The sequence below is a fragment of the Pedobacter sp. UBA4863 genome, assembly GCF_002399615.1.
In the GTDB taxonomy this organism is placed as follows: Bacteria; Bacteroidota; Bacteroidia; order Sphingobacteriales; family Sphingobacteriaceae; genus Pedobacter.
The window spans coordinates 89,782-107,480 of the sequence record NZ_DHDZ01000026.1 but is presented as its reverse complement, the minus strand read 5'-3'; the positions used below and the strand labels follow the sequence as shown (position 1 = coordinate 107,480).

Genomic DNA, 17,699 nt, shown 5'->3' with positions numbered 1-17,699 from the left:
GGTCGTGGTACCGATATTAAATTGGGCCCAGGCGTTAAAGAAGCTGGAGGTTTGGCAATTATTGGTACAGAACGTCACGAGTCTCGTCGTGTAGATAGGCAGTTACGTGGTCGTGCAGGTCGTCAAGGCGATCCGGGAACTTCGCAGTTCTTCGTTTCGTTAGAAGATAACTTAATGCGTTTGTTCGGCTCAGAGCGTATCTCTAACATTATGGTGCGCATGGGTATCGAAGAGGGCGAGGTAATCCAACACTCTATGATTACCAACTCTATTGAAAGAGCGCAGAAAAAAGTAGAAGAAAACAACTTTGGTGTGCGTAAGCGTTTGTTAGAGTACGATGATGTGATGAACTCACAACGTTCGGTAATTTATGCGAAGCGCCGTAATGCCTTGTTTGGCGACCGTTTAGACGTTGACATGAACAACATGATTTTTGATGTTGTGGAAGATGTAGTAACCGAATACAAAGAAAGCAGCAATTACGAAGGCTTTAAGCTAGAGGTAATTAAAAATTTCTCGGTAGATACTCAAGTTACAGAGCAAGAATTTAACAGTACTAAAATTCATGATTTAACAGATAGATTGTTCGAAGAAGTTACCAGTTTCTACTTACGTAAATCGGAAGGAATCATTAACCAAGCCATGCCTGTTTTAAAACAGGTTTTTGCTGATAGAGGCGACGCTATTGAACAAATTGTGGTGCCGTTTACTGATGGTATGCGTCATGTACAAGTTCCGGTAGAATTGAAAAAAGCTATCGAAAACAACGGTAGAGAAATTACCAAGGCATTTGAGAAAACCATTATTTTGGCATTGATAGATGATAGCTGGAAAGAGCATTTACGTGAAATGGACGAGTTGAAACAGTCGGTGCAAAATGCGGTTTACGAGCAAAAGGATCCATTGGTAATTTATAAAATGGAAGCTTTTAACTTGTTTAAAGGCATGCTAAATGTGGTAAATAAAGAAGTAGTGAGCTTCTTGTTTAAAGGTGGCATACCAATGCAACAAGAGCCAGATCAGGTTAAAGAGGCGGTTGCACCAAAGCCATTACCTAAGCTGCAAACCACAAAGCAAGAGTATGGCGACCAACATGCTGACTTAGATTTAGTAGGTGATACGCGTGAGCCACAACCTTTGCAGCCTATTAGAAAAGAAGCTACCGTTGGACGAAACGAACCTTGCCCATGCGGAAGCGGCAAGAAGTTTAAAAACTGCCACGGTGCAAATGCATAAAGGGCACTTATAAATCTCCCAAGGGGATAATTTAATAGCTTATTGTAAAGCCTCGGGCAAAATGCCTGAGGCTTTTTTGTATGTTTTTAGTTGCAGATAATATAAAGCCCGCAAAGAAATCATCTAGACGGCGGGGATGCGCCGTATATTGGCTCAGGTAATGTTCGGCACCTTCACCAAACATGAGCTGTAAAAGAGGTGCTTTTGGTTTTAAACAGTTTCTTATAGCTCAGAAAATAACAAATAAAGTTAAGTTTTGTCAGCCTTAAAATATTAAAAGTAGCCTCTGTGGAGTTTTAATTAGAACTTTGTTTATTTCTTGCTTAAATAATCCTGATAGGCTAATTTCAGTCCTTCTTCCAATTCTACTTGGTGTTTCCAACCTAAGTTATGAAGCTTAGAAACATCCATTAGTTTACGTGGTGTGCCATCTGGTTTGCTGGTGTCGAACACTAAATTGCCTTCAAAACCAATAGTTTTTTTAACGGCTAAAGCCAAATCTTTAATGGTTAAATCTTCGCCTGTACCAATGTTAATTAAATGAGGCTCATTGTAATTTTCCATAAGATAATAACAGGCATCGGCCAAATCATCAGCAAATAAAAACTCACGCATGGGCGAACCTGTTCCCCAAATTACTACTTCCTTGCTACCATTGTTTTTAGCTTCATCAAATTTTCTAATTAAAGCAGGTAACACGTGCGAATTTTCTGGGTGATAATTGTCGTTCAATCCGTACAAATTGGTTGGCATTACCGAAATAAAGTTACAGCCATATTGGTCTCTGTAAGCAACGCACATTTTAATGCCTGCAATTTTAGCGATGGCATAAGGTTCGTTGGTAGGTTCTAGTAATCCAGTTAGCAAGTACTCTTCTTTAAGCGGTTGAGGAGCCATTTTAGGGTAAATACAGCTAGAGCCTAAAAACATCAATTTTTTAACCCCATTTACATAAGACTGATGGATCACATTATTCTGGATAGCTAGGTTCTCATACAAAAAATCTGCCCTGTAAGTATTGTTGGCTACAATGCCCCCCACTTTTGCTGCTGCTAAAAAAACGTAATCAGGTTTTTCTGCGGCAAAAAAATCAGCTACTGCTTGCTGGTTGCGTAAATCTAGTTCCTTCGAAGTTTTGGTGATAATGTTTTGGTAACCTTCTTTCTGAAGTTTGCGATAAATAGCCGAGCCAACCATTCCGCGGTGACCTGCTACAAAAATTTTAGAATGCTTTTCCAATTGTTGTTTTATTTGTTTGTCGGCCTGAGCTTGTTGAAGGCTATGAAGCCATTGTTTTAGTTGGTCTGCTTACCGCAATTTTCTTTACAGCTTGGATAATTGAAGGGGTATCGTATCCACAAAGCGCCCATAATTCGGGTTGTTCGCCATGTTCTATAATCTCGTCAGGAATACCCAGCCTAAGTACATTGGCTTTGTACCCGTTATCGGCCATAAACTCTAGTACAGCACTGCCCATACCTCCTTGTAAGCAACCATCTTCTACAGTAATTACGTTCTTAAAACGAGTAAATACTTCGTGAAGTAGTTCTTCATCTAAAGGCTTCACAAAACGTAAATCGTAATGAGCAGGGGTAATACCATCGCTATTCAACTCCTTGCAAGCTTCAACTGCAAAATTACCTACATGGCCAATGGTTAATATGGCAACATCTTCACCATCGCATATTTTACGGCCTTTGCCTATTTGTAATTCATTTAACGGACGTTTCCAGTCGGGCAGCATGCCGTTTCCTCGTGGGTAACGAATGGTAAAAGGGCCTTTGTTTTCTAATTGTGCGGTGTACATCATGTTGCGCAGTTCTTCTTCGTTCATCGGAGATGCCACTACCATATTTGGGATACATCGCATAAAAGCTAAGTCGTAAGCACCGTGGTGGGTTGCGCCATCGGCGCCTGCTAAACCAGCTCTATCTAAACAAAATACCACATTCAAGTTTTGTATGGCCACATCGTGGATGACTTGGTCGTAAGCCCTTTGCATAAAGCTAGAGTAGATGTTACAGAAAGGAACCAGTCCTTGCGTAGCTAAACCGGCCGAGAAGGTAACGGCATGTTGTTCGGCAATGCCCACATCAAAAGCTCTGTTTGGCATGGCTTTCATCATGATGTTTAGTGAAGAACCTGAAGGCATTGCAGGGGTAATCCCTACAATTTTATCATTTGCTTCGGCTAATTCTACCATGGTATGTCCAAAAACATCTTGGTATTTTGGCGGCTGCGGTTTATCAATTACAGGCTTTTTAATTTCGCCAGTAATTTTATCGAATAAGCCTGGGGCATGCCATTTGGTTTGGTCTTTTTCGGCCAAAGCGAAACCTTTACCCTTAACCGTAACACAATGCAATAGTTTTGGGCCAGGAATATCTTTCAGGTCTTTAATGATAGCGGCTAAACGCTTCACATCATGACCATCAACAGGGCCGAAATATCTAAAATTTAAAGCTTCGAAAAGGTTGCTTTGTTTTAATAAAGTGCCTTTAATGCTTTTTTGGATTTTCTTTGCGTATTTCTGTGCGTTTGGACCAAGTTCAGAAAGTTTGGTTAGCACATTGAAAACATCATCTCTAAAACGGTTGTAAGATTTAGAAGTAGTAATGCTGGTTAAGTATTCTTTTAGCGCACCAACGTTAGGGTCAATAGACATACAGTTGTCGTTCAAAATCACTAAAACGTTAGATTTTTCGATACCCGCGTGGTTTAATCCCTCAAAAGCTAAGCCTGCGGTCATGGCACCATCGCCAATTACAGCAACATGTTGCCTGTCTTTCTCTCCTTTATAATGTGAAGCAACAGCCATACCCAATGCGGCAGAAATTGAAGTAGATGAGTGGCCAACACCAAAAGTATCGTACTCGCTTTCGCTAATTTTAGGGAAACCGCTAATGCCGTTAATAATTCTGTTGGTATGGAAAAGCTCCCTTCGTCCTGTTAAGATTTTATGCCCATAAGCTTGGTGGCCTACGTCCCAAATCAGTTTGTCGTAAGGGGTATTTAAGGCATAATGTAACGCAACGGTTAACTCTACCACGCCTAAACTTGCTCCAAAATGACCTCCATTAACGCTCACTACATCAATAATGTATTGGCGTAACTCCTGACAAATTTGCTCTAGCTCTAGCTCGCTATATTTTTTTAAATCCTCTGGATAGTTTATCGTTGATAATAAAGGCCCTGTCTTAACTTCCATTTAATATTATAAAAGTACAAATTACGGTATTTTGTTTAACAAATCTATTAAGAATTGTTTCAAATTGATAGGTCATGTTTCCGAATGTTTATGAGAATGACTTAGTTATGCAAATTAGCTCATTGTATAACCTAATATTTTGAGTATTTTTACCGAAACAAATACATATTTCCAATTTCTAATAATGAACAGAGACACATTAGTTTTCGATTTAATTGACAAAGAACTAGACAGACAAGAACACGGATTAGAGCTTATCGCTTCTGAGAATTTCGTAAGCAAACAAGTAATGGAAGCTGCGGGATCGGTATTAACGAACAAGTACGCTGAAGGTTTACCTGGAAAACGTTACTATGGCGGTTGCCAAGTGGTAGATGAAATAGAAAACATTGCCATTGAAAGAGCTAAAAAGCTTTTCGGTGCTGCATGGGTAAACGTACAACCACACTCGGGCGCTCAGGCTAATGCTGCGGTAATGCTGGCAGTAATCCAACCTGGTGATAAAATCTTAGGTTTCGATTTGTCTCACGGCGGTCACTTAACGCATGGTTCTCCTGTTAATTTCTCTGGAAAACTATATCAACCTTTGTTCTACGGAGTAAAAAAAGAAGATGGTTTAATTGATTATGCTAAATTGGAAGAAGTGGCCTTGGCCGAAAAGCCAAAGTTGATTATCTGTGGTGCCTCTGCTTATTCAAGAGAGTGGGATTACGCTTTTATTCGTAAAGTAGCAGATCAAATTGGTGCGTTGGTATTGGCTGATATTTCGCACCCAGCAGGATTTATTGCTAAAGGTTTGTTGGACAATCCGCTTCCGCATTGCCATATTGTAACCACTACTACACACAAAACTTTACGTGGCCCGCGTGGCGGAATGATCATGATGGGTAAAGATTTTGAAAACCCTTGGGGCTTAAAAACACCAAAAGGCGAAACAAGAATGATGTCTAACTTGTTAGATATGGCTGTTTTTCCGGGTACACAAGGCGGCCCATTAGAGCACATTATTGCAGCAAAAGCAATTGCATTTGGCGAAGCTTTAACTGACGAGTATGGCGATTATATTAAACAAGTTGGTGTCAATGCACAGGCCATGGCTAAAGCATTTGTGGCTAAAGGTTACGGCATTATTTCTGGCGGTACAGACAATCACTTAATGTTAATCGATTTAAGAAATAAAAATATCACCGGAAAAGCTGCAGAAGAAGCTTTAGGAAAAGCGGACATTACAGTTAACAAAAACATGGTGCCTTTTGATGATAAATCACCATTTGTAACCTCTGGGTTTAGGGTAGGTACTGCGGCAATTACTTCTAGAGGTTTTAAAGAAACCGAAATGGTCGATATTGTGGAGTTAATTGATGAGGCATTGACCAATTCAGGAAACGATCAAATACTGAATGAGGTTAAAATAAAAGTTCAGGCATTGGTAAGTCGTTTCCCTCTTTATAAGTAGTTTATTCGATATTTAATATGATTAGCCCCTCTCCAACTTCTTCGACAGAAGAGCAGCGTTTGGCTGCGCTTTATTCTTATGACATGCTTGGAGAGGGGCTTGAAAATGAATTAGACAATCTCGTAAAATTGGCTGCTCAGATTGCTGCTACCAAAAAGGCTTGCATTGCCTTTGTAGATCGGCAGCATATTGTATTTAAAGCAAGTTTTGGTCTATTAACCAAAGAGCGAGTTTTTCTGAGAGAAGATGCCATTAGCCAATTTGCACTGTACAAGAGCCCTTATATAGTGCCAAACGTGAAGAAGGCTAGGGAATTTGCAAACAGCTTATCGGTTTTGGAGTCTGGTATGGTTTTCTATGCGAGTATTCCTTTAAAAGATGCAGACGGCTTTTCTTTAGGTTTTCTTTGTGTAATAGGTGACGAAGAAAAATCTTTAAGCCCCCTACAAATCGAAGCACTACAAACGCTAGCTGTCCAAGTTATTGCGCAACTAACGTTAAGACGAAAAAACTTGCAACTCCTAGCGCAAACCAAACGTTCGGAAGAGTTCGTGGATGTTTTTCAAGCTTCGCCCGAAGTACATTGTATTTTGAATCGTGAAGGAGATATATTGTTTATCAACGAAGCGGTTAATACCATGCTTGGTTACCATGTAAGTGAAATACAAGGCAAAAGCATGTGGAGCTTTTGTTATAAAGATGATATAGCAAAAATAACAGCGCATTTACAACAAGGTCTCCAAAGTAAAGCAAAGCATTTCGTGTTAGACTTTAGGGTGGTAGATAGTGCCGGTAAAATTAAGTGGCTAAGCTGGAGCATGGTTAGCAAAAATGATAGGTGGTATAGTTACGGTAGGGATATTACCGAAAAAAAACGCCTTGACATGGAGTTAACGCATCTTTCTTTTGTAGCCAGTAAGGTAAACAACGGCGTAGTTATTAGTGATGATTATAACCGCGTAAGCTGGGCAAACGATGCCTTTACAGAAATTACAGGCTTTACTTTACAGGATATTCAAGGTAAGCCTCTGGGCGATTTAATAAGAGGGCCAGAAACAGATTGGGCCGTAATTGAAGAAGCTAGAAAGCTTACCAGCGAAAAAAAATCTTTTACCGTAGATGTTCTTGCCTATAAGAAAGACAAAACTAAAATATGGCTTTCTATTTATAGTACCATTATTTTAAGTGCAGACGGCGAAGTAGAAACGGAAATAGAAATTATTATAGATATTACTGCTAAGAAAAAAGCCGAACAGGAATTAGAAGTATTATCTACTGTAGCAAGTAAAACACATACAGGGGTGGCCATTTGCGATAAAAATGGGGAAATTACCTGGGTAAACGAAGCGTTGGAACAATTAATAGGCTACTCGGCAGCAGAGCTTTCGGGGAAAATGTTGGGCGACGTACTTTCTAATGATGAAACAGATCGACAGGTAATTTTACAGGCAAGAGCCGCATCAGAGCATAAAAAATCGTTCTCTATTGAAGTTTTGGCCCAAAAAAAAGATGGCACTTCAATTTGGTTGGCAGTAGCCAATACCCCTATTATAAATAGTAAAAATAAGATAGAACGGTATATTGAGTTAATTACTGATATTACCGAGCGTAAACAAGTAGAACGAGATATTATACAGGCAAAGGAGCAGGCAACACAGTTAAGCGAAGCCAAAGAAATGTTTCTTTCGGTAATGAGCCACGAAATAAGAACGCCGTTAAATGCCATTATCGGAATGACTCATTTGCTTATCGAAAATGATCCTAAACCCTCACAAACAGAAGATCTCAATATTTTAAAGTTCTCTGGCGAAAACTTATTAAACATTATTAACGATGTGCTCGATTTTACCAAAATAGAAACTGGTAATCTTCATTTAGAGTATTTGCCCGTCAACCTTCAGTTGTTGTGTAACGATATCATTAGCTCATTAAAGGTTAATGCTACTAAGCAGCAAAATATATTAAGCTTAAATTTCGATAAGCAAATACCAACTTTGGTGTCGGCAGATAAGCTTAGGCTATATCAAGTATTGATGAACTTGTTAGGCAATGCCATTAAGTTTACCACTAATGGTAGGGTAGAGTTGACTGTAAAAATGCAGCACGAAAGTACAACTAAAGTTGATGTTTATTTTGAGGTTAAAGACAACGGCATAGGTATCCCTCTGGATAAAAAAGACTATATTTTTGAAACCTTTACGCAGGCAAGGGCAGATATTTCTAGAAAATACGGCGGCACTGGTTTAGGTTTGGCAATTACCAAGAAATTATTAAAGCTGTATCAGTCTGACATTAAAGTGGATAGTGTAGAGGGTAAAGGTGCATCATTTTCATTTGTAATTGGTTTCGACAAGGTTACGCAGGTAGAAACGCAAGAGAAGTTAAGGCCTGTAGTTTTTGATGGAAAACGCGTTTTAATTGTAGATGATAATGAAATCAATATTTTAATTGCCAAGCGTATTTTAATAAAATGGGGTTTAGTGCTTGATTTTGCTGCGGATGGCTATGAGGCTATTGAAAAAATCACTAAAAATAAGTACGATTTGGTATTTATGGATATTAAAATGCCAGGAATTACAGGATTTGAAACTACCACTATTATACGGGGGATGGAAGAGAAATATTATAAAACATTGCCAATTGTTGCGCTTACAGCTTCTACATTGCATAATGAAGAAAGCAAGTTTAAGGAAAGCGGTATGAACGGGCATATCCTAAAACCATTTAATCCGAGCGAAATAAAAAAGGTTTTAGCCCAATTCTTGGTGTAAAGTAAAGGGCCGATATCCCGAGTGGAATAATCGACCCTTACCATCTAAATTAACGCTCTCGATATATTAAACGAGCAGCAACATCAATTGTTTTTTAAAAAACTCATTTTATTTAATTTTTTTCGTAACACCCTAATTCAGAGGGGAATAATCTTTCTTTTTGTAGCAGGTCTTTTGATAGGTATAAGGAAAAATAAGGGTGGGCACTAAGGTTAAGGCCTTTGTTTTTTATAGGACTGTCTTCGTTAAGCTTAAAATTCCCTTGTCTTGTATTTATGAATAAAGGATCGATATTAATGACATTCCCGTTTCCATTAAATAGGGTTTCGGTGGTTTTAATTAAATTATTCTTCACATCGGTTACCGAAACCGCTTTCGATTTTTTTTCTATCGTTAGCTCATTTTCTAAACTGCCCCATATAATGTTATTGCTTAAAGTAGCTTTTAAAGAGGCAAATTCATTATTGCTTATAAAATCCGATAAAAATATGGCAGGAGTTCGTCTGGCAAAGCCGAAGTTGTAAGCGGCAAAGGTATTTTGAGCTAAATCGTAATTTCCACCGCCAATACCATATACCAAATACTGGCCGCAGTTATAAAAAAGATTATTGTATGCCGCTAAATCGGTATGATAGCCCAAAAAGCCCACTACCTGCATATTTTTAACCACGGTATTTGCAAGTACTAATTTAGGGTTGTTGTTAGGCGATAAAGAATCGACAGTAAGGCCAGCAATGCCATTTTTGATGGTAGCATAATTAATGACAGAGTTTTTACTGCTTCCGTAAAAATGAATGCCGTTCCATTGGCCGGGCTCTTCTTCATAAATGCGTTCGGTTCTGTCGCTAGCGAACAAAATGGTGTCTTTTCTGGTGCCAATAGCAGTTAAAGTGCCTTTAACGTTTAGAGTAGCGCCTTTGTGAAATAGTACTCTTGTGCCAGCGGCAATATCTAGCGTTGCACCTTCTTCTATGGTAAGGGTATTAGAAACAATGTAGGGCAATTTGCTATCCCAAACCGTATTGTTTTTAAGGACAGTATTTTTAAGGAAAATGGCGTTTTGCCCATAGGCCACCAAAGGAATTTTTTCTTTCTTTCCGTTAAAAAACATCAAAATAGAGTCTTCCACAATAAAAGGTTGGTTATCTAGTGTAGGGTTAATATTTACCTTAACCAATATGTTGATAGAATCGTTACCGTTAATTTTAAGGTTTTTTTCTCCAACCATTTGCTTGCCATTAACATTGATAAGGAAAGGAGAACTTGCGCCACCACTAATTTTAATTTCATCGATATTAATGGCTTTTGGGTTGTAGTTAAAAACTTTAAACCTGCGCACCGTAGAACCAACAGCAGTAAAAACCGTGTCGAACAACACGCTATCGGTAGAAAAGTTTAGCTTCACATTGGGGTCAAAAGTAATATCTTCATCTTTATTGCAGGCTGCAAAAGACAAGGTAAGTAGGGCAAGTAAAATAAGTAACGTACTATGTTTCATTATTCTGCAAATGCTATGGCAGCTATGCTCAGTTTTTTAATTCCGTGGTTTAACAAGGCATTTCCGCAGGCTTCTAAAGTAGCACCGGTGGTAATTACATCGTCTATCAAGAGAACGTGTTTGTCGGCAATTTCAGCTGCATTACTAACGCTGAAAACCGTTTGCATATTCTCGTATCGGGTATATCTTGCTTTTTTGGTTTGGCTTTCGGTGGCTTTATTTCTTGTTAAATTTTTAGTGCTCAGGGCTATTACTAGTTCTTCGGCCAAACCTTGTGCAATATACTCACTTTGATTGTAACCTCTTAACCTTAATTTCTTTTGGTGTAAGGGAACTGGAATTATTAAATCAATACTAGCATAAAGCTCGCTTTCGGTCAGTTTCTGAGCTAAAAGCTTGCCAAGCATGGTTCCAATTTCGGTTTTACCATCGTATTTTAACCCATGTATCAAATTTTGAACTTTGGTTTCCTTTTTAAAATAAAGCATTGCCATGGCTGCATCTACGGGTAATCTGCCCCAAAGTTGTTTGGCTACAAGGTTGTCTGGGTACAAATGAAAATCGGTATAGGGCAGGTCATATAAACATTTAGTACAGATCTGTTTTTCGCCATGATAGAGTAATTTGCCACAACCGTTACACAACTCCGGAAAGAGCAAATTAATGAGGTCTTCGGTATAACGTTTTAACGCAAACATTATACAAGTTAATGATTTTTAGTGAATTGTAGATGTTTATGCCTTCTCTTTTACCGCCAACTGCCCACAGGCGGCATCAATATCTTTACCGCGGCTGCGGCGAATATTGGTGGTGATGCCTTGTTTCTTTAAGTAACTGGCAAAGGCATCAATTTTATCGCCTTCGGCATTAATAAAATCAGCAAACTGGATAGGGTTGTATTCGATGAGGTTAACCTTACAAGGCACATGTTTACAGAATTTGGCTAACTCCATCGCATCCTGTATTTCGTCGTTAAAGTTATTGAAAACGATGTACTCGTAAGTAACGGGATTTTTAGTCTTTTGGAAGTAGTACTTTAATGCTTCGGCCAATGCTTTTAAAGAATTATGCTCGGTAATGGGCATAATTTCGTGTCGTTTTTGGTCGTTAGCGGCGTGTAATGATAGTGCCAGGTTAAATTTTGCGCCATCATCGCCCAGTTTTTTAATCATTTTGGCAATGCCGGCTGTAGAAACGGTAATGCGTTTGTACGACATGTTTAAGCCATCTGGAGCGGTAATGCGTTCGATAGATTTTAACACGTTGGCATAATTCAACAGAGGCTCGCCCATGCCCATATATACAATGTTGGTTAAGGGGATGTTGTAATTTTGCTTGGCTTGTTGGTCGATCAGAACCACCTGGTCGTAAATTTCATCGGCATTTAGATTACGTACACGATCCATGTAACCCGTTGCGCAGAATTTGCAAGTTAAACTACAGCCTACTTGCGAGCTTACGCAGGCAGTCATACGTTCTTCTGTTGGAATTAAAACGCCTTCTACAATGTTGCCATCGTATAAACGGAAAGCATTTTTGATGGTGTGGTCGTTGCTGAATTGCGCATTGCTAATCTCAACAGTGTTGATGGCATAACCTTCATCTAATTTCTTGCGCAAATCTTTAGAGAGATTGCTCATCTCATCGAAATTACGGGCCGATTTTTCCCAAAGCCATTGATAAACTTGCTTTGCCCTAAATGCAGGTTCGCCCATATCCTTAAAATGTTGGGTTAACTGTTCCGGGCTTAAAGCTCTAATATCTATCTTTTTGGTGGCTTGCATAGGGCGCAAAGTTACAAAAAAAAGCTGATGCGATAATTCTACATCAGCTTTGCTATAATTTTTAACTTGCTATTCAGTTTACTTTCTTTTCCCTCTTGGGCCAAAGCTAGTAGGCTTAGCTTTCGAAAAACCTCCTTTAGTGTTTTTATTGGCGGGCTTGCTGTTTGTTTTTACATTAGTTTTCGATCTTCTGTCAACGTTTGCACCTGCATTGGTAGGTTTAGCTTTGCTAGGTGCTTTTTGAGACTTAGGCGCAGACGATGTTTTTTGCAGTTTACCACTTTCTGAGTTAGATTTAGCCAACAGTTTGTTAATTTCGGCTTGTTCTTGCTCGTCTAGTTCACGCCAATCGCCAATGGCTAGTCCTTTTAAAGTGATGTTCATGATGCGAACACGCTCTAGTTTGATCACTTCGAAGCCAAAGTACTCGCACATACGTCGAATTTGTCTGTTTAAGCCCTGCACCAAGGTAATACGAAACACATTGCTGCCTTCTTGTACTACTTTGCATTTTTTTGTCATTACGCCCAAAACTGGTACACCTTTGCTCATGCCTTCAATAAAAGCATCGTTGATAGGTTTGTTAACCGTAACTACGTATTCTTTTTCGTGGTTGTTGCCAGCTCGTAAAATCTTATTTACCAAATCGCCATTGTTGGTCAAGAAAATTAAACCTTGCGAATCTTTATCTAGCCTACCAATAGGGAAAACACGCTCGCTGTGGTTTACGTGCTCTACAATATTGTCTTTAACACCAGCTTCGGTGGTACTGGTAACACCAACGGGTTTGTTGTAAGCAATAAGGATAGAGTTTTCTGCCTGACGAGGCTCGATGTTTTGCCCATTTACACTTACCACATCGCCAAACAGTACCTTGTCGCCAACTTTAGCTCTCTTGCCGTTAATAAATACTTGGCCAAGCTCAATGTATCTATCTGCAGCTCTTCTAGAGCAAAGTCCGCTTTCGCTAATGTATTTATTTAAACGTGTGGTGTGATCCATGATTTAGCATTGATTTAATAATTTACAAAGTAACCAATTCTAATCCGAATATCTGTTAAAAATATAGACTTACGAAGTTTAGGGTTTGTTCATCATAAATCTCGTAAGCCCTAGATCCTGTTTAATAAATGGAACATCTGATTTACAGGTAGTATTTGGTGTCCTCGCCAAACAGCGCTATGAACCGATAGATGACATTCTACTGCTCAATTGTTTTCTTTAAATGGAGATCTTAAGAAACCTTAAAAATTTTGGTCGTCGGCACTTGGGCCATAAGAACCTGGGATAGGGATATTTAGTAAACGTAGATAAACACCCAATTGCGCCCTGTGGTGGGTAATTTGATTTAGCGAAACCCTAATTAAGCCGTATTTGGTCATTTCTGCATGGATGTGTTCGGCTGTACGTAAAACCCAAGGCCTTTCTAAAAATGCTTCTTCAACTTCCGATAGGCTGGCTAGGCTTTCTTCCAAGCCTTTGTCTAAAGTTGCAATGAGTTGTCCGTTGGTTTCAACTTTGGCGGGATGATAAGGCGCAGTTGCGAAATCGAGCTCATCTGTTTCCACACCTAGCTTTGGCCAACTAAACAAGTCTGCAATATGTGTTGCCAAGTCTATCATTTTCATGCTTTTTTCGTGTGGTGCCCAATCTGTTTTATCGAAAGGTACCAAGGCTAAGAATTTACGGGTAGTTACCGCTTCCTGCGCTAGTTCTTGTTTTACTAATTTAATAATGTCCATAGCTTTAAATATTTTGTTTTAACAAAGTTGAGGTAGGCTAGTGACAACCCTATGGCAGTGCTAAATATGTCAGACATTTTTTTTTAATTTTTTAACATATATCACAGTTAAAATGCTTGAGGTTTAGCTTAAATGCAAAACGAAGGAATGTTAAGCGCAAAAAGAAGTGCTATATGGGCAATAGGGGATGGTGTTCTACCTAGTAATCTACAGGTAGTTGTTTCATGTAGTCGTTAATGCTGATGTGGTTAGCAATGGTAAAAGGTAAGGACGAACAATTGAGTTGTAGAATGTTGTTCACTTTAAAATCGCGATAGGCATTGCGCAAATGACAATAACCAATGAGGTGCCAAGAAAAAGCATAGAAGATTAATCCGATAGGCTCTAAGCGGCGCTCACTAATTTCTGCTTTATAGTTTTTGTATCTGATCGCAATAATATGTTTAGCCGCAATGGCATTTTGCAGGAGCGAAAGATATTCTACATCGCTATGCAAACGTTTTGGAAGCTGAAGCCTAATGTTGGCGTTAAGATTTTCGAGTACTTCTTTCTGGTTGCTTTTCAGTATGTTCTTAACTTTATCCAAAGCACTCTGGTAATGTTGTTTGATAGATTTATCGGCAAAACCTTCCAAAAAACGTTCCATCATCAGCAGCGCACTAGCTTCGTCGGTATTAAAAGAAACTGGCGGAAGAAAATAGCCTTGAACAATAAAATAGCCTTTGTTGGGTTCGAAACTTAATGGCACGCCCTGTTCGGCCAATGCTTTTACATCGCGGTAAACGGTGCGAATACTAATTTCGAAGCGATTGGCAATGCTTTCGGCACTTACATGCTTTTTAGATTGCAATAAAATGAGGATGCCAAATAGCCTGTCTATCCTGTTCATATTTACAAAGATAATAGTTATAGCGTGCTAACCATTATAGCAGGGTTGATATCCAATCCTTATACATTTGTTGTGCTATTGCTACATTTCTGGCAAAAAATAGGCTTAACTTTGTTTCATGCAAAATCCTATCATAAAAGCTGTTTTTTTCGATATAGACGGTACATTACTCAGTTTTAAAACCCATAAAGTTGCTGCATCTACCGAAAAAGCAATAGCCGAACTACAAGCCAAAGGCATCAAAGTTATTTTATCTACAGGGCGCTCCATTAACAGTATCGACCATGTAAAATATTTAAACTTTGATGGTTTTATTACTTTTAATGGAGGTTATTGTGCTACCAAAAATGGTGAGCTGCTTTTTAAGAAGTGTATAGATGTGGCAGACATTGAAGCCATTATAGCTTATGCAAAAGAAAATACGCTAAGCTTTTCGTTCATGTCTGAGAAGGAAATTAACATTCACGATGTAACTCCAGAAATTGCGGGAATGTACGCACATTTAAACCTTCCAGTACCACCACTGGTAGATTTAGACCAAGTAGAGGTAAGCTCAGTACTGCAAACTAATATTTTTATGGGGCCAGCACAAGAATCGGCTTTCATGGCAGCCATTATGCCAAACTCGGTAGCTTCCAGGTGGACACCCCTTTTCGCAGATGTGAACCCAAAAGGACAAAGCAAGAAAATAGGTGTTGATGTGTTTTGTAAATATTTCGGAATTGATCTTGCAAATACCATGGCCTTTGGAGATGGTGGAAACGATATAGAAATGCTAAACCACGTAGCCGTTGGCGTAGCCATGGGCAATGCTAACCCAGAAGTTAAAGCAATAGCCAACTATATTACCACTGATGTTGATAATGACGGCATTTGGAATGCCTTAAAATATTACGGGGTATTATAGCTACTGTAATCACTTGGGGAGGAAAGGACTTTCCGAAAGAGCTATGGGGGAGGGATAGTTCTGCAACTGTTTTCCTCTATGTTGTTCCATTGCTATGGTCAGGGCACTTTAAATGACAATATAGCTGTAAATTAGGAATAACAACGCACATTAAAAAAAGGGATAAGCCCCCTTTGTTCGGGGCTTGTTCGAGAGCTGTTCGAGAAAAGACCCAAATTTCCGAAGGTCTTCCGAACAAGGCCCGAACAAAACACCTAAAAAGCCACTTTTTAAGGCAGTAATTTATTTTAAAATTTTACATTTGAATGATGTTTTGGTGTTGGGAACGTTTGATTTTTATCCCCAAAGTTGATGGGCTCGCAAGCTTTAGTTTTGAGTGTTTTTTGTAGAAATGGTCGCTGCCTAAGGGTAAAAAATAATCAAATAAAATACCTGCCAATGCTCAACACAACTTGTACTGATTTATCGGTAAGGGTAGAAAATATCCAAAACTTAGCTTAAATTTAATTTTTAAAGATATTCCTTGTAATTTGTAACATGCAAAGATATTTATCAGCAGACTGGATTTATCCTATAACCCATGCGCCCATAGCTAATGGCGTATTAGAAGTAGCCATAACAGGAGAAATTGTTTCCGTATTAACCGCCGAAGAAGCGATAAATAAAAATATAAAAGATGTAGAGCAATTTGAAGGAGTGCTGGTTCCTGGTTTTGTAAATACACATTGTCATTTAGAACTATCACATCTGTTCGAAAAAATTCCAAAGCAAACAGGATTGCCAGTTTTTGTGAAAGAAATTGTGGCGCAGAGAGCAGCAACAGACCAAGTGGTAATTGCCGCTATGGATGCCGCCGATAAGCAGATGTACGAAAATGGAATTATAGCTGTTGGCGACATTTCCAATCAGTTGCTTTCTAAAGAAGTGAAGCAACATAGCGCCTTGTACTATCATACCTTTGTAGAAGTTTTTGGTGTTAACTCTCCATCGCAACCCATTATAGACGAAGCTATTAAAATAAGAGATGGTTATTGGCCACTAAAAGCATCTGTTGTGCCACATGCGCCATATTCGGTTTCTACAGAACTGTTTCGGTACATCGAAAAAATTACTAGACCACAAGATATTTTAAGTATCCATAACCAAGAAACCGCCGCCGAAAACGAGTTTTTTGAGAAAGGAACCGGAGATTTTGAAGCCATGTACCAACGCATGGGGGTGCCAAAAAGCGAAGCGCATGGTACTGGCGAAAATGCTATTCGCTATCATTTGCCACAATTGCCAAACAACACCACCTTATTGGTGCATAATACATTCACTAGCAAAGCTGATATTGATTTTGCCATGGCGCAACACCAAGATTTATATTGGTGTTTGTGCCCAAATGCCAATGTTTACATAGAAGATAAACTACCCAATGTAAATCTGTTTTTTGAACTGAAAGATAAGGTAACTTTAGGGACTGATAGTTTGGCAAGCAATCATCAACTGTCTATCTTGGCCGAAATGTGTACGCTTCAGCAAAAATTTCATTTGCCTTTTGAGGTACTTTTGCAATGGGCAACCATAAATGGAGCTAAATTTTTAGGTATAGATGATTGGTGCGGTAGTTTCGAAATAGGTAAAATACCAGGCGTTAACTTAATAGGCTTAGACAGTGCAGGTTTAATAAAATCTATAAAAGTAAAGAGGTTAATTTAGGATACATTTTACGAGGGTTAATGGTGTCTTTTGCCTGTTCGAGTTTTGTATTCGTCTTTTTGTATCTTTGTTTTATAGAATTATAATTGCGATAACTAAATCACTTTAAAAATAAATGAGCGTACAGCAGTCGGAAAGTCATTTATGGCCTTTATGTAGGCGTTTTCAAAAAAAGGAGAAGGAGTGAGATTATAACAGGAGAAAGTCCGTATAACCCAGATTTTGTAGCGAAAATAAGGAAAGCAGAAAAGCATTAAGGTAAATCCGAAAGACATATGGAGAAGTTTGGGATTGAAATAAAGCCTGAAGCTCAAAAGGATTTAGAAAAACATTATAGATCGGGAGCCAAGGCTAGTATTAAGAAAATAGAAAAAATACTTACTGAACTTGAAGAAACTCCTTATTCGGGAGTTGGGCAACCTGAGCAATTAAAATATGAGCTATCTAATTATTGGTCTAGCAGGATAAATAAAAAAGATAGAATGATTTAGAAACTGTTTAAATTTC

15 protein-coding genes are annotated in these 17,699 nt (G+C 38.8%); 7 read left to right on the top strand and 8 right to left on the bottom strand.

All coding sequences use genetic code 11. The features are described 5' to 3' along the window. A partial coding sequence (locus tag B3I52_RS04625; protein WP_293299277.1) for an SEC-C metal-binding domain-containing protein occupies positions 1 to 1,236 on the top strand: 1,236 nt, incomplete at its 5' end. Between the two features lie 312 nt (positions 1,237 to 1,548). Here B3I52_RS04625 and fcl read toward each other — a convergent pair. Both fcl and dxs read right to left on the bottom strand, forming a co-directional pair. Further along, positions 1,549 to 2,475, bottom strand: coding sequence for a GDP-L-fucose synthase (gene fcl, locus B3I52_RS04620; protein ID WP_293299276.1), 927 nt, complete (start codon positions 2,473 to 2,475; stop codon positions 1,549 to 1,551). Between the two features lie 40 nt (positions 2,476 to 2,515). Beyond that, on the bottom strand, positions 2,516 to 4,444 hold the full coding sequence (dxs, locus tag B3I52_RS04615; RefSeq protein WP_293299275.1) for a 1-deoxy-D-xylulose-5-phosphate synthase: 1,929 nt from the start codon (positions 4,442 to 4,444) through the stop codon (positions 2,516 to 2,518). 184 nt (positions 4,445 to 4,628) lie between these two features. On the opposite strand from dxs, the gene glyA reads away from it, so the two are divergent. Beyond that, positions 4,629 to 5,900 (top strand): serine hydroxymethyltransferase, encoded by a 1,272-nt coding sequence (gene glyA / locus B3I52_RS04610; protein ID WP_293299274.1) that lies wholly within the window; start codon positions 4,629 to 4,631, stop codon positions 5,898 to 5,900. Positions 5,901 to 5,917: 17 nt separating this feature from the next. Next, positions 5,918 to 8,671: a PAS domain-containing hybrid sensor histidine kinase/response regulator gene (locus B3I52_RS04605; protein WP_293299273.1), complete on the top strand. Its 2,754-nt coding sequence runs from the start codon at positions 5,918 to 5,920 to the stop codon at positions 8,669 to 8,671. A gap of 112 nt (positions 8,672 to 8,783) precedes the next feature. Here the strand turns inward: B3I52_RS04605 and B3I52_RS04600 are convergent, their stop codons facing one another. The 6 genes from B3I52_RS04600 to B3I52_RS04575 all read right to left on the bottom strand — a co-directional run bounded on the left by B3I52_RS04600 (position 8,784) and on the right by B3I52_RS04575 (position 14,584). After that, positions 8,784 to 10,169, bottom strand: coding sequence for a hypothetical protein (locus tag B3I52_RS04600; protein ID WP_293299272.1), 1,386 nt, complete (start codon positions 10,167 to 10,169; stop codon positions 8,784 to 8,786). Further along, positions 10,169 to 10,867, bottom strand: a complete 699-nt coding sequence (locus B3I52_RS04595) for a ComF family protein (protein WP_293299271.1) — start codon at positions 10,865 to 10,867, stop codon at positions 10,169 to 10,171. Before B3I52_RS04595 ends, B3I52_RS04600 begins: the two co-directional genes overlap by 1 nt. A gap of 36 nt (positions 10,868 to 10,903) precedes the next feature. Continuing rightward, entirely contained in the window at positions 10,904 to 11,953 is a 1,050-nt protein-coding gene (gene rlmN, locus B3I52_RS04590) for a 23S rRNA (adenine(2503)-C(2))-methyltransferase RlmN (protein ID WP_293299270.1), read from the bottom strand. Between the two features lie 78 nt (positions 11,954 to 12,031). Next, positions 12,032 to 12,955: a 23S rRNA pseudouridine(2604) synthase RluF gene (gene rluF, locus B3I52_RS04585; protein ID WP_293299269.1), complete on the bottom strand. Its 924-nt coding sequence runs from the start codon at positions 12,953 to 12,955 to the stop codon at positions 12,032 to 12,034. A 242-nt stretch (positions 12,956 to 13,197) separates the two neighbouring features. Then, positions 13,198 to 13,695 carry a DinB family protein gene (locus tag B3I52_RS04580; RefSeq protein WP_293299268.1) on the bottom strand — a complete coding sequence of 166 codons (498 nt, stop codon included), beginning with the start codon at positions 13,693 to 13,695 and terminating at the stop codon, positions 13,198 to 13,200. Between the two features lie 199 nt (positions 13,696 to 13,894). Continuing rightward, positions 13,895 to 14,584 (bottom strand): helix-turn-helix transcriptional regulator, encoded by a 690-nt coding sequence (locus tag B3I52_RS04575; protein ID WP_293299267.1) that lies wholly within the window; start codon positions 14,582 to 14,584, stop codon positions 13,895 to 13,897. 118 nt (positions 14,585 to 14,702) lie between these two features. Between B3I52_RS04575 and B3I52_RS04570 the strand changes: the two genes are divergently transcribed. The 4 genes from B3I52_RS04570 (at position 14,703) to B3I52_RS04560 (ending at position 17,683) form a co-directional block, all read left to right on the top strand. Beyond that, positions 14,703 to 15,491, top strand: a complete 789-nt coding sequence (locus B3I52_RS04570; protein ID WP_293299266.1) for a Cof-type HAD-IIB family hydrolase — start codon at positions 14,703 to 14,705, stop codon at positions 15,489 to 15,491. 537 nt (positions 15,492 to 16,028) lie between these two features. After that, complete coding sequence (locus B3I52_RS04565; RefSeq protein ID WP_293299265.1) at positions 16,029 to 17,192, top strand: amidohydrolase family protein; 1,164 nt, start codon at positions 16,029 to 16,031, stop codon at positions 17,190 to 17,192. 140 nt (positions 17,193 to 17,332) lie between these two features. Then, positions 17,333 to 17,449, top strand: a complete 117-nt coding sequence (locus B3I52_RS15905) for a DUF2683 family protein (RefSeq protein ID WP_414691871.1) — start codon at positions 17,333 to 17,335, stop codon at positions 17,447 to 17,449. Between the two features lie 18 nt (positions 17,450 to 17,467). Further along, positions 17,468 to 17,683 carry a Txe/YoeB family addiction module toxin gene (locus B3I52_RS04560; protein ID WP_293299264.1) on the top strand — a complete coding sequence of 72 codons (216 nt, stop codon included), beginning with the start codon at positions 17,468 to 17,470 and terminating at the stop codon, positions 17,681 to 17,683. Positions 17,684 to 17,699 lie beyond the last annotated feature (16 nt).